This is a genomic window from Pseudomonas sp. SB113, assembly GCF_040754745.1.
GTDB lineage: Bacteria > Pseudomonadota > Gammaproteobacteria > Pseudomonadales > Pseudomonadaceae > Aquipseudomonas > Aquipseudomonas grimontii.
Genome location: NZ_JBFMHW010000033.1, coordinates 1 through 13,287, shown reverse-complemented (window position 1 = coordinate 13,287; position 13,287 = coordinate 1). Strand labels below are relative to the sequence as shown.

At 62.3% G+C, this 13,287-nt stretch carries 10 protein-coding genes; 3 read left to right on the top strand and 7 right to left on the bottom strand.

Features of this window, described 5'->3' with window-relative positions; genetic code table 11:
* Positions 1-33: 33 nt before the first annotated feature.
* Together AB1462_RS28250 and AB1462_RS28245 are read left to right on the top strand one after the other, a co-directional pair.
* The gene (locus AB1462_RS28250; RefSeq protein WP_367248580.1) at positions 34-981 is read left to right on the top strand and encodes a hypothetical protein; all 948 of its coding nucleotides are present in this window, start codon (positions 34-36) and stop codon (positions 979-981) included.
* Entirely contained in the window at positions 971-1,360 is a 390-nt protein-coding gene (locus AB1462_RS28245) for a hypothetical protein (protein ID WP_315338934.1), read from the top strand. The genes AB1462_RS28250 and AB1462_RS28245 overlap by 11 nt, the downstream gene beginning before the upstream one ends.
* 78 nt (positions 1,361-1,438) lie before the next feature.
* Here AB1462_RS28245 and AB1462_RS28240 read toward each other — a convergent pair whose 3' ends face one another.
* The 7 genes from AB1462_RS28240 to AB1462_RS28210 all read right to left on the bottom strand — a co-directional run bounded on the left by AB1462_RS28240 (position 1,439) and on the right by AB1462_RS28210 (position 12,196).
* Entirely contained in the window at positions 1,439-2,854 is a 1,416-nt protein-coding gene (locus AB1462_RS28240; protein WP_259194116.1) for an efflux transporter outer membrane subunit, read from the bottom strand.
* Complete coding sequence (locus AB1462_RS28235) at positions 2,851-6,030, bottom strand: efflux RND transporter permease subunit (protein WP_090404755.1); 3,180 nt, start codon at positions 6,028-6,030, stop codon at positions 2,851-2,853. The genes AB1462_RS28240 and AB1462_RS28235 overlap by 4 nt, the downstream gene beginning before the upstream one ends.
* 15 nt (positions 6,031-6,045) lie before the next feature.
* On the bottom strand, positions 6,046-7,287 hold the full coding sequence (gene mexE / locus AB1462_RS28230; protein WP_090410005.1) for a multidrug efflux RND transporter periplasmic adaptor subunit MexE: 1,242 nt from the start codon (positions 7,285-7,287) through the stop codon (positions 6,046-6,048).
* Positions 7,288-7,588: 301 nt separating this feature from the next.
* Complete coding sequence (locus AB1462_RS28225) at positions 7,589-8,059, bottom strand: response regulator (protein WP_090404752.1); 471 nt, start codon at positions 8,057-8,059, stop codon at positions 7,589-7,591.
* A complete protein-coding gene (locus AB1462_RS28220; protein ID WP_367248578.1) occupies positions 8,056-10,371 on the bottom strand; it encodes an ATP-binding protein in 2,316 nt (771 codons plus the stop codon). Before AB1462_RS28220 ends, AB1462_RS28225 begins: the two co-directional genes overlap by 4 nt.
* On the bottom strand, positions 10,368-11,021 hold the full coding sequence (locus tag AB1462_RS28215) for a response regulator transcription factor (protein ID WP_090404746.1): 654 nt from the start codon (positions 11,019-11,021) through the stop codon (positions 10,368-10,370). Before AB1462_RS28215 ends, AB1462_RS28220 begins: the two co-directional genes overlap by 4 nt.
* On the bottom strand, positions 11,018-12,196 hold the full coding sequence (locus tag AB1462_RS28210) for a sensor histidine kinase (RefSeq protein ID WP_367248576.1): 1,179 nt from the start codon (positions 12,194-12,196) through the stop codon (positions 11,018-11,020). Before AB1462_RS28210 ends, AB1462_RS28215 begins: the two co-directional genes overlap by 4 nt.
* Before the next feature lie 179 nt (positions 12,197-12,375).
* On the opposite strand from AB1462_RS28210, the gene AB1462_RS28205 reads away from it, so the two are divergent.
* Positions 12,376-12,894, top strand: coding sequence for an SgcJ/EcaC family oxidoreductase (locus AB1462_RS28205; protein WP_090404740.1), 519 nt, complete (start codon positions 12,376-12,378; stop codon positions 12,892-12,894).
* Positions 12,895-13,287 lie beyond the last annotated feature (393 nt).

Below are 13,287 nucleotides of genomic sequence, written 5' to 3'. Positions count from 1 at the left end.
CCCAATCCCACCTGAATCGCTGAGGACTTTCCCGTGCCTCAGCCTTATGCGTTTATCAACGACCGGCAGCAAACCTCGACTGAACTCAAGGCGCGTCTTGACCTGAGCAGACCTGCCGCCGAGAAGTTCGACTTCCTCAACAGCCATATCCGCAACGTAGTGGTTCTACCGGGCCAACTGGTGATCGTCGGGGATCATACGACCGCGACCTGTACGCCGCAGGAGGCTCGGTTGATGCAGTCCGCCTGGGGTATCCGCCATAGCGTGATGGCCGAAGGCGGAGCCGGCTTCGCTTTGCAGAACTATGACCTGTTGCAGAGCCTGCTCGGCTACACCTCGCTCGGGATCGGCACGGCGGGCGATGCATGGAGTCGGCACTTGAAGGACATCGCCAAGACCCTGGAAGAAATTGACGCCTTGCACAAACAGTCCCTGCGCCGAGGCGGCGGTGCTGCACGGGAGGATTTTTTGGCACGTCGCCAGGTTTTGTTTACCAAACTGGAAGGGCAAATGCGTGGGTTCGCCCGTTACGGCACCGGCTTGCGTAATGACGGGTCAATCAAGAAGATGCTGGGGATTTCCACCAGGAGCTATCTGCATACCGGAGAGATCAGGCGGTATGCCGAGAGGATTGCGAAGATTGCCAGGACGTCGAAGGTGCTTAAAGCCGGGACGCCGTTGGGGATTGCGTTGAGTACTGCATCTACTGCGCTGGAGATCAAGGAGGCGTGTTCAACGGGGAGGGAGGAGCAGTGTAGTAAGGCGAAGTATGTGGAGGTGGGTAAGCTGGGCGCAAGCGTTGTGGGCGGAATGGCAGGTGGGGCTTTGGTAACCGCGCTATGTCTTGTCGTATTGGCCCCCACAACCGGGCCAGTGTCATTGGGCTGCCTGTTAATAGGAGGGGGAACCGGTGGTGCGATTGGTGGCAGTTATGGGGGATCGTTCGGGGAAACCGTAGGCGAGAAAATCTATGAGTATTGATTACTTGTTCAATCACCCTCAGAAATTTTGGTTTGATCTGGGAGTCATGTGTTTGGCCCTTGCCTTTAATGTGACGGGCATTGTTCTGGCGTATACACGACTGGATGAGATGGAGGACCGATTAAACAAATGCAGTCTTGTCACTTCTCACAAGCGCATCTGGGGTGATTGGATACTGGGGAGGGTGATTCGACTGTACGTCGTCATGGCGACGGTATCAATGCCACGGTTGAACATACGGCGCGGTGTTGTGGACCGGCAGCAAGTGCAGGACTTTCCTCGCGGCCTTAAGCATGTACTTCAAAGCATGATGCTGGGGGGCGTGGTTTTTTTAACGGTTGCCACAGCCGACACCCTCTATAGATGGCTGGGACATTAATCAAAAAAAGCCCCATGGCCAAATAGGCCACGGGGCTAAAAATTGGCTGGATGCGACCAACCAAAGGAGCTCTTTACGTTACTTGGCAGTCGCCACGACGGTGTCTGGCTTCCAGCCACCCCCCAGCGCCTTGTAGATCGCCACAATCCCGCGATACAGGTCCACTTCGGCCTGGGCCTGTGAGTCTTCGGCGGCCAGGCGTTCGCGTTGGGCGTCGAGCAGGACGAGGAAGTCCACGGTGCCTTCGCGGTAGCGGATCGCGGCGAGGTCGGCGGCGGCGCGGCTGGATTCGCTTTGACGGATCAGCGAGACCAGGCGTTGCTGACGCTTGCCGTAATCACTGAAGGCATTCTCGGACTCTTCCAGCGCCAGCAGCACTTGCTGCTCGTAGCTCGCCAGGGCGCCATCGGCTTCGGCGTCTGCGCCACGCAAGCGAGCACGTACGCTGCCCAGGTCGAATGCCGCCCAGGTGATGCTCGGGCCAAGGGCCCAGGCATTTGCGGCGGACGAACCGATCTGCGAACCGCGCCCGGCGGTAAAGCCGAGGAAGCCGCTGAGGCTGACCCGTGGGAACAGGTCGGCCTTGGCCACGCCGATACGCGCGGTGGCGGCGGCCAGTTTGCGTTCGGCGCTGAGGATGTCCGGGCGCCGTTGCAGCAGTTGCCCTGGGTCACCGATCGGCAACGCCTTGGCAATCGCCGGCAGGTCTTTCGGGCCCAGGTCCACGCTCAGCTTGTCGGGACGCTGGCCGAGGAGGGTGGCGATGCGGTTACGCTCACGCACCTGTTCGGCTTGCAGTTGCGGCACGCTGGCTTCCACGGCCGCGAGGCGTGCGTCGGCGCGCTCCACATCGAGTTGGTCACCCACACCGGCGTCGCGCAGGCTGACGGTGATGGTGCGCGAGTCCTGCTGGTTCTTCAGGTTGTCGAGGGCAATACGTTCACGCAGTTGCGCGCCGCGCAGTTGACCGTAGGCGTCCACCAGTTCGGCAATCAGGGTGACTTGCAGTTGGTACAGGTCGGCCTCGGCGGCCTGCTGGTCGGCGTCGGTGGCTTCCAGGTTGCGCTGGATGCGCCCGAACAGGTCCAGTTCCCAGGCCATGTCCAGGCCCAGGTCGTAACGCTCGGTCTTCACGCGGCGGGTGGTCTGGCCCGGGATCTGGCCCTTGCCCTGGTCGCTGCTGACGCGGCTGGTAATCGTCGGCATGGCATCGTTGCTGGCGTCATCGCGGATTGCACGAGCAGCGCGCAGACGGGCAAACGCCACGCGCAAATCACGGTTGCCTTGCAGCGATTGTGTGACCAACTGGTTGAGGGTCGGGTCGTCGAACTGCTGCCACCAGATGCCTTCGAACTTGGCGTGGTCATACTGCTTGGCATCCGCGGCGGCGGTGATATTCGCCGCCTCCGGGGTCTGGGTCTGGTAGTCCGGGCCCACGGCACAGGCGCTCAGCGCCAGTACCAGCAAGCTCGGCAGGAATACTTTCACACTCATTGCTGTGTCTCCAGCTTCAAGGCCTTGGCCGCTTTGCGCGCTTCGCTGCGCTCCACATAGCGACGGATCAGTACGTAGAACACTGGCGTCAGCAACAGACCGAAGAAGGTCACCCCGATCATCCCGGAGAACACCGCCACGCCCATGGCATGCCGCATCTCGGCACCGGCACCGCTGGACAACACCAGTGGCACCACACCCATGATGAAGGCGAACGAGGTCATCAGGATCGGCCGCAGACGCAGGCGGCAGGCTTCCAGTACCGCGGCGAGCGGGTCGAGGCCTTCCTGCTGTTTGTCCTTGGCGAATTCGACGATCAGAATCGCGTTCTTACAGGCCAGGCCCACCAGTACGATCAGGCCGATCTGGGTGAAGATGTTGTTGTCGCCGCCCGAGATGATCACCCCGGTGATGGCCGACAGCAGCGTCATCGGTACGATCAGGATCACTGCCAGTGGCAGGCTCCAGCTTTCGTATTGGGCGGCCAGTACCAGGAACGCCAGCAGTACGCAGAGTGGGAACACGAACAGCGCAGTGTTGCCCGAGAGGATTTGCTGATAGGTCAGGTCGGTCCACTCGTAGGTCATGCCGTTGGGCAGTTCATCCTTCAACAGTTTTTCAATCGCTGCCTGGGCCTGGCCGGAGCTGTAGCCCGGTGCCGCGTTGCCGTTGATTTCGGCGGTGATAAAGCCGTTGTAGTGCATCACGCGGTCCGGGCCCGAGGTGTCGCTGACCTTGATAAAGGTCGCCAACGGGATCATCTCGCCCTTGTTATTGCGCACTTTCAGCTGGCCGATCTGGTCGGAGTCCTGGCGGAACTGTTGCTCAGCCTGCACGTTGACCTGATAGGTCCGCCCGAAGCGGTTGAAGTCGTTGGCATACAACGAGCCCAGGTAGACCTGCAGGGTGTCGAAGATGTCGCTGATCGCCACGCCGTGGGTCTTGGCCTTTTCGCGGTCGATGGCGGCATCGACCTGGGGCACGTTGACCGTGTAGCTGGTGAACAGGCCGAACAACTCGGGCACGCCACGGCTCTTGGTGATGACGTTCTGCACTTCTTTGTACAGCTCGTCATACCCCAGGTTGCCACGGTCTTCGATCTGCAGGCGGAACCCGCCGATGGTGCCCAGGCCTTGTACCGGCGGCGGTGGGAAGATCGCCATGTAGGCTTCTTCGATGTTGGCGTACTGGCCATTCAACGCACCGGCAATTGCCCCAGCGGACATGCTCGCGTCTTTACGCTCATCGAACGGTTTCAAGGTCACGAACACGATGCCGCTGTTCGGGCTGTTGGTGAACCCGTTGATCGACAGGCCAGGGAAGGCAATCGCGCTTTCCACGCCGGGCTGTTTCAGGGCGATCTCCGACATGCGCTTCATCACGTTTTCGGTGCGGTCCAGGCTCGCAGCGTCGGGCAGTTGGGCGAAGGCCACCAGGTATTGCTTGTCCTGCGCCGGTACGAAGCCGGTCGGGGTGTGGGCAAACCCGAAGAAGGTCAGCACCATCAGGCCGGCGTACACGAACAGGGCAATGCCCGTGCCGCGAATCACCCGGCGTACGGTACTCACGTAGCCATGGCTGGACTTTTCGAAAAAGCGGTTGAAGGGACGGAACAGCCAACCACCGAGGAGCTTGTCGAGGACCTTCGAGAAACGATCCTTCGGTGCGTCGTGACCGCGCAGCAACACGGCGGCCAGGGCAGGGGACAGGGTCAGCGAGTTGAACGCCGAGATCACCGTAGAGATCGCAATGGTCAAGGCGAACTGTTTGTAGAACTGCCCGGTCAAGCCACTGATAAACGCGGCTGGAATGAACACCGCACACAGCACCAGCGCCGTGGCGATGATCGGGCCGGTCACTTCACTCATGGCTTTTTCAGTCGCCGGGAACGGCTCCAGGCCCAGCTCGATATTACGTTCGACGTTCTCCACCACCACGATGGCGTCGTCCACCACGATGCCGATGGCCAGTACCAATCCGAACAGCGACAGCGCGTTGAGCGAGAACCCGAACAGGTGCATCACCGCAAACGTACCGATCAACGATACCGGCACCGCCACCAACGGAATGATCGAGGCGCGCCAGGTCTGCAGGAACAGGATGACCACCAGCACCACGAGGATCAGTGCTTCGAACAGGGTGTGCACCACCGCTTCGATGGAACCGCGCACAAAGATCGTCGGGTCATAGGCGATGCGGTAATCCATGCCCGCCGGAAAGCTCTTTTTCAGCTCGGCCATCTTGCTGCGTACATCGTTGGAGATGTCGATGGCATTGGAGCCGGGACGCTGGAAAATCGGAATCGCGACGGCCGGCTGGTTATCGATCAGCGAGCGCAGCGCGTATTGGCTGGAGCCCAGTTCGACCCGGGCGATGTCCTTGAGGCGCGTGATTTCACCGTTGGCGCCGGCGCGGATCACAATGTTCTCGAACTCTTCCTCGGTGACCAGGCGGCCCTGGGTATTCACCGACAGCTGGAAGCTGGTATCACTCGGCGCAGGCTGCGCGCCCAGGGCACCGGCTGCCACCTGGCGGTTCTGCTCGCGGATCGCGGTGACCACATCGGTCGCGGTCAGGTTGCGCGAGGCGGTCTTGTTCGGATCCAGCCATACACGCAGGGAGTAATCGCCCATGCCGAACAACTGCACGTCGCCGACGCCGCCCAAGCGGGCCAGCTCATCCTTGATATTGAGGATCGCGTAGTTGGACAGGTACAGCATGTCGTAGCGCTGATCCGGGGAGGTCAAGTGCACCACCATGGTCAGGTCGGGGGAGGCCTTGTCCACGGTAATACCGATGCGCGTCACTTCCTCAGGCAGTTTTGGCTGAGTTCGCGTCACGCGGTTTTGCACCTGCACCTGCGCGTTGTCCAGGTCGGTGCCCAGGGCGAAGGTGATGGTCAGGGTCAGCTTGCCGTCGGCGGTCGACTGCGAGGACATGTACAGCATGCCCTCCACGCCGGTGATGGCTTGCTCCAACGGCGCGGCCACGGTTTCACCGATGACCTTGGGGTTGGCGCCCGGGAAGTTGGCGCGTACCACCACGGTCGGCGGCACCACTTCCGGGTATTCGCTGATCGGCAATTGGAACAGCGAGATCGCACCGGCGATCAGGATCAGCAGCGACAGCACTGCTGCGAAGATCGGCCGCGAAATGAAGAACTTGGAAAAATTCATCTTGAGTCGTATCCCTTAACCGCGTGGAGTCGCAACGGCTGCGAGCTTGGGCGCGGTTTTTTCCGGCGCCACTTGCTCCAGGTTGCTGGCTTCAAGCGCTTGTCGTTGTTGGGCCAAGGCGGCGAGGGTTTCCTTGCTGGCCATCGGGATGGTTTCCGGGGCGACCGGCGAGCCGGGACGCGCACGTTGCAGGCCCTTGACGATAATGGTGTCGTCCTTGTTCAGGCCGCTGCGCACGATGCGCAAGCCTTCAATCTTCGGCCCCAGTTCCACCGCGCGATACGCCGGCTTGTCGCCTTCCATCACCAGCACGAACTTCTTGCCCAGGTCGGTGCCGACGGCCTCGTCGTTGATCAGCACGGCGGAGTAGGTGCCGCTGCCGACCAGTTTCAGGCGCGCATACAGGCCAGGGGTGTATTCGCCCTTGCTGTTGTCGAACACGGCGCGCCCACGGATGGTGCCGGTGGCCGGGTTGACCTGGTTGTCGACGAAGTTCATCTGGCCCAGATGCGGGTTGCCGGTTTCATTCGACAGGCCCAGGTACACCGGGGTGGTGGCGCCACGGCGGCCTTGGCGCGCGAGTTCGGTGTACTTGAGGTACACACGTTCATCGGCGTCGAAGTAGGCGTAGACCTTGTCGGTGGAGACCACGCTGGTCAGCGCGGTGACGTCGGCGGTCACCAGGTTGCCGGCGGTGATTTCGGCGCGGCTGACGCGGCCGCTGATCGGCGAGGTCACGCGGGTGAAGCTCAGGTTCAGCTTGGCCAGGTCCAACTGCGCCTGGATCCCGGCGACGGCGGCGCGGGCTTCCTGGGCGGCGGTGGTGCGCGAGTCGGCCAGTTCGGCGGAGATCGCATTACTCTGGCGCAGGCGTTCGCCGCGCTGGGCTTCGTTGTCGCTGCGGGTGGCGGCGGCTTTGGTTTGAGCCAGTTGGGCTTCCAGGCGGCGCACTTCGGCCTGGAACGGACGCGGGTCGATCTGGAACAGCAGGTCGCCTTTCTTGACCAAAGCGCCTTCGGTGAAAGCGACTTGGTCAATCTGGCCAGAGACCCGTGGACGAATCTGTACGGTTTCGGGCGCTTCCAGGCGACCGGTGAACTCATCCCACTCGTTGACCGGCTGCTCAAGCACCTTGGCTACGCTGACTTTCGCAGCTGGCATGGCGGCCGCTTGTTCCGGGGTCTTGCCGCACGCGCTCATCACCACCACGGCCAGGATCGCCAGGGGGAAGCGCAAATGTTTGAGTGACTGTTCCATGAGGTGCATCCGCCAATGTATTTGAGATGGGCGGATCATGCGCGGCGAGGCGGTATGTCACGAATCGAATGAAGCAAAGGTAACTATCATTCGGAATGATATAAGCGCGGGATTAGCCCTCTAGCATGGGGGTTTCGTTAGGGTGCTATCAATGGGCGTGATGACAAAGGACTGTTGCGGTGCTCGCAACACTTGGTGCTTCAGGCCAGAAGCGGTGCGATGCCCGGTCGTTGTTGCAGCGAACACCCCCCGCCAGCCATTTCTCGCTGACGTAGCGCATCTGGCGCGCTCCGCTCGAATACTAGCGACGCTGAATAGCCGTTGAACCGCCGCGCTGCAACAACTCAATCTGATCCGCCGGCACCAGCGTGCGCAAGGTCTTGTACAGCACCCGGGTTTCCAGCAGGTTCCACACCCGCAGCATGGTTTCCAGCGCGTCCAGGGGTTTGCTGATGAAGTCCCGGGCGCCCAGGGCCAGGGCGCGCAGGCGCGTGTCGCGGGTCGCGTCGGCGGTGAGCACCAGGATCGGCAGGTATTCACCCTGGGGGATGCGCCGGTTGAGTTGTTCCAGCACCGCAAAGCCGTCGAACTCCGGCATGTGCAGGTCGAGGATCACCAGGTCCGGTTCGAAGCTGTTGAACAACTCCAGGGTGCGCAGCGGCTGGGTGCTGCTCAGCACGTTGGTGAGCCCTTCGCGCGCCAGCAGTTGCTCCACCAGGTCGAGGTTCGGGCGTTGGTCATCGATTATGAGGATACGCAGGTCGAGGTTCACGCGGGCTCCGGAAAAGCTTGGTCGAGGTGGGCGAGAAACGCCGGCACGTTGATCGGTTTGTTCAATACCGCGGTGGCGCCTGCTTCCTGCAAAGCCTGGCGGGTAAGGTCGCTGGCGTCGGCGGTGATCATCAGTACCGGTGTGTCGCGGGTGATCGGTGACTGGCGCAAGCGTTGCAGCACCTTCAAGCCATTCATGTCCGGCAGGGACACATCCAGCAGAATCAGCTGTGGCGCATGCTGCGCGGCGAGGTCCAGGCCCAGTTGGCCTTGCATGCTCGACAGCAGTCGTATACCCGGCCGCCGTTGCAGCAGGGTTTCGATCAGCGCCAGGCTGGAGAGGTTGTCTTCGATGCACAACACCTTGCCCTCGAAGGTGCTGATGACGGGGGCAGGGCGCGTCAATTCGGTGTCGATGAGGGGGATGGCAATCGGCTGGGATTGCGCCACGCGCACGAAGGGCAGTTCCAGGCTGAAGCGCGACCCGATGCCGGGTTGGCTCTGCACCGTGAGTTGGCCGTCCATGTTTTCCAGCAGGCTTTTACTCAGTGCCAGGCCCAGGCCGCTGCCTTCCACATTCGGGTCGGCCCCCAGGCGTTCGAAAGGCTTGAACAGCTGGCCGATATGATCGGCGGCGATGCCATTGCCGGTATCGCACACCGACACGCGGATACGCTGCTCATGGACGCCCACCTCAATGCTCACCTGGCCATCGCGCCGGTTGTATTTGATCGCGTTGGACAGCAGGTTCAGCAGCACCTGGGTCAGGCGTTGGCGGTCGGCAACGATGCCCGTATCCGCCGCCAGCGCCGGCAGTGGCTGCAACTGCACGCCCGCGTCGGCGGCCATGGGCGACACCAGCGTCAGCGCCTCTTGCAAGGTGCCCGCCAGCGGGATCGGCACGATATTCAACGCCAGGCTTCCGGCCTCGATCTTGGCGATGTCCAACACTTCGTTGATCAGCGTGAGCAGGTGCTGGCCGGCGCGCAGAATGTGACCGACATCGGCCTTTTGCGCCTTCGGCGCGTCCATGTCCAACAACTGTGCAAAACCCAGGATCGAGTTGAGTGGGGTGCGCAGTTCATGGCTCATGCGCGACAGGAACTCGCTTTTGGCACGGCTGGCGCGCTCGGCTTCCTCGCGGGCCGTACGCAGGGCGATCTCCGCCGCGCGGCGGTCGGTGATGTCGCGGGTGATCTTCGAGAAACCGCGCAGGGCGCCGGTGCCGTCGTATTGCGCGGTGATCACCACGCTGGCCCAGAACCGCGTGCCGTCCTTGCGGCAGCGCCAGCCTTCTTCGGTGTAATCGCCGTTGCGGGTGGCTTCGCGCAACGCCATGTCCGGGTGCTGCGGGCATTCCTGGGGCAGGTAGAACACCGAGAAATGCTGGCCGATGATCTCCTGTTCGGTATAGCCCTTGATCCGCTCGGCGCCATTGTTCCAACTGGTGACATGGCCCGCCGTGTCGAGGGCGAAGATCCCGTAGTCCTTGACCCCATCGATGATCAGCCGCAAGCGTTCTTCGTTGTCGCGCAAGGCGCGTTCGCGCTCGGCCAGCAATAACCCGGCCTCCACCAGGCTGGTGCCCAACTGGCCGATTTCGTCTTTTTCCGGCGGCTGTGGCAGCAGCGGCGAGCCCAGGGCCAGGCGCTGGGCATTGCGCTGCACATTCTGCACCCGGGCCACAATGCCCTTGGACAGAAACAGCACCGCGACAATCGCCCCGAACAGTCCGCAGATCGCTGCCAGCCAGGTGGACAGCAACAAGCGTCGGCGGGTTTCGGACGCGGCGGCGCTGCGTTCAGCCAGCAACGACTCTTCAAGGGTCAGCATGGTGCTGATGTGTTGGCGCAGGGCATCGAGGATGTGCTTGTTGCTGATCAGGATGGCACTGATGGACTCCGGTGTGGCCTGACTGTCCTTGAGCATGTCCTCCAGCCCGTCGATCTTGCCGTCGATCAGCGGCTTGATCGCGCTGAGCTGCTCGCGCACGCGTTGATCGCGTACGTTGCGGTCCAGTCGAAGCAAGGCTGACTCGATCTGGGGCTTGGCGTTCAGGTAGCTGGGCAGGAAGTCTTCGCGGCGGGTGAGCAGGTAACCGCGCACACTGGCGGCGGCTTCCGCGAGTAGGGTATGCACGGCCTGAATATCGCTTTGCACGCGCAAAACGCGGCGCACATCCTCTTCGGCGCGGGCGGTCTGGCGCTCCGTGGTGTAGATCAGCACCAGCGACAGCAACAGCACCACCAGTGGCAGCGAAATCACGACCAGCGCCTTGCCGCGCAACGGCAGGTCGGTCCAACGTCGCCTCATAGTGGCGTCACCAGGCCCAAGGCAATGCCCCGCACGGCTGCCTGGGTGCGGTCGGCCGCGCCGAGCTTGCCGATCACCCGCTCGACATGGGCCTTGGCCGTGCCGGTGGTAATGCCCAGATGCTCGCCGATGGCCCGGTTGCTCATACCATTGGCGACCAAACCGAGGACCTGGCGCTCCCGTGGGGTGAGCTGTTCGTTGGCGACGGCACCGCTGGCCTGGCGTTCGGTCATGCGCCGCAACAGCCGGGCGCTGACCGCCGTGTTGAGCGCCTCGCCGCCGGCGGCCACTTGTTGCAGCGCCTGGATCACCTCGGCACGGCTGGCGTCTTTGAGCAAGTAGCCCACCGCACCGGCATTCATGGCTGCTTCCAGGTACTCGGGGCTGTCGTCCATGGTGAACATCACCACCTTCACCGCCGGCAGGCGTTGTTGCAGCAAGCGTGCGGCGCCCAAGCCGTTGAGCCCGGGCATGCGGATGTCGAGGATGACGATATCCGGCAGCAATTGCTCACACAGCTCCACCGCTTGCAGGCCATCGCTGGCTTGACCGACCACCTCGAACTGCGGATGGCCGGCCAGCAGGGAAACGAAGCCGGTGCGCGTGACTTCATGATCGTCCGCCAGCACCAGGCGCAAGACGTGGGTCATTGAGGTACTCCAATCAAGTGGGCTGGCACGCGGGCGTGCAGCTGGGTACCGCCGTCGACTGCGCTGACGCAGGTGAAGCTGCCGCCCAGCAGGCTGGCGCGCTCCTGCATGGTGGCGAGGCCCAGGTGCTGGGCGTCATCAAGGGATGGCGCCGAAGTGAAGCCTTTGCCATTGTCGTCCAGCCGCAGGGACGCGTGGTCGTCGTGCAGTGCCAGGGTCAGTTGCACCCGACTTGCGCGCGCATGTTTGAGCACGTTGTTGATGGCTTCCTGGCCGATCCGGAACAAGGCGATTTCCACCTGGCTGGGTAAGCGCGTTTCACAGTGCGCCTGCCACACCACATTGATTCCGGCGTCGCGCAGGCGGTCGGCTTCTTTATCGAGGGCTTTGAACAAGCCGAAATCATCCAGCACCGTGGGACGCAGGCCCGCGATCAGTTGCCGGCCCTCGCCAACCGAGTGTTGGGCCAGGGTAAGAATCGCCTGCAGGTCGGCAGCCAATGCCTCTGGCAGCGGCGGGCAGCGTCCGGCAAAACCTTGCAGCCGTTGGTGCAGGCCCGCGAGGGTTTGCGCCAGGCCATCGTGCAGGTCGTAGGCCACGCGCTTGCGTTCGTCCTCCTGGGCGCGAAGCAAGCGGTTGACCAGGTCGGACAGGGTTTTATCGCGCAGCTTGAGGGTGGTCAGCAGCCGATCGTTTTCCAGGTGGGCCGCCAGCAATGTGGCGAGCAGTTGCAGGGATTCGCTGTCTTCGTGCTCCGGCGCCCGCAGGCTGATGCTATTGCCCAGCACCAGTACGCCAAAGGCCTGGCCGTCACCGGCGCGCAACGGTACTTGCAAGACGCTGGGCAAGTCCTCCGATGGCCGTTCCTGCCAACACGGTGTGCGCAGGCTGCGGTCGGCGAGGGCGGCCAGGCTGCCCAATCGCGCCGGGTTGCCATGGCGGGCGCCGGTGTAGGCGACGCCCTCGGCGTCCCACTCCAGCAGCAGCCCGTGGTCCATCGCCAGAAACGCGCAGGCCCGCGCGAGCACGTGTTCGCGCATGGCGTCGGGGCTCAGCTGGCGCAGTTGCTGGCCGGTATCCACCAACAGGCGCAGGCGCGCCGTACGACTTTCCGATTGACGGAAATGCGCGCGCATGGCCAAGGCACTGCCGGGGTCATGGGGCGTGTCATGCATGGGTGATACTCCATTGCTGCGGGCGTGAGGGGTAGCTATTCAAGGGGTAGCTATTAAACATGCTCGGACACCTTGGGCGCTATCTGCCAAATGGCATAGGTAAATACCTCCGGTTGGCCGATGGCGGGCAGCGGGCAGGTTGGCAAAGTGGTCTCAACGACGACCACTGGAGTAACGCCATGAAATTCAAGATCGCCCCAATCGCTCTGATGTTTGCCCTGAGCGTACCGTTTGTTCACGCCGCCGAGACGGCCCCGTATGTCTACCGTGAGGTGGCCCAGGCGCCGGCCAATGTCAAAGACCGCGAGATTGCCGGTTTATTCGACCGCTGGAACAACGCCTTGCAGACCGGCAACGTGAAATCGGTGGTGGACCTGTACGCGCCGGGCGCTGTGTTGCAGCCGACCGTGTCCAACCAGGTGCGCACGACGCCGGAGCAGATCAAGGATTACTTCGACCACTTCCTGGCGCTCAAGCCGGTGGGCCAGATCAACTACCGCGAGATCCGCCAACTGGGCAGCAACGTGGCCATGGACAGTGGCGTCTACACCTTCACCCTGACCGAGTCGGACGGCAAGGTGCGCCATGTGCAGGCACGCTACACCTTCGTCTATGAGCAGGTGGGTGGCCAGTGGAAAATTCTTAATCATCACTCTTCGGCGATGCCTGAGGTACAGGCCAAGCACGCCAAGCAGTAATGGTTGGAGGAAAAATGCCTATCCCTTGGCGGGGGTGGGCATTTTTTGTTGTGGCTGGGAGATTGTTGCTGTGACGGATCCACAGCCCGGCGACATTTGACTGATTGTCTCCTATCCAAATGTGGGAGGGGCGGTGCGACGATTCGACTTGCCCCCGATGGCGGCCTGACAGTCGACCAGGATGTCAGGCCGAGTACATATCCGTTGCTGCGGTAACGGCCACTTAGGGTTCCGCTCTTACAGCGGGTCACTTTTGGAAAAGAGCCCCAAAAGTAACCATGGACCTGTCCCGTGACAACGGACGCCAAGAAGCTGGTTATCCAGTCTTCTGCCTCAAGCCCTTTGCATATTCGTTCGGAGAACGATATCCGAGGGCTGAGTGCAGGCGACTGC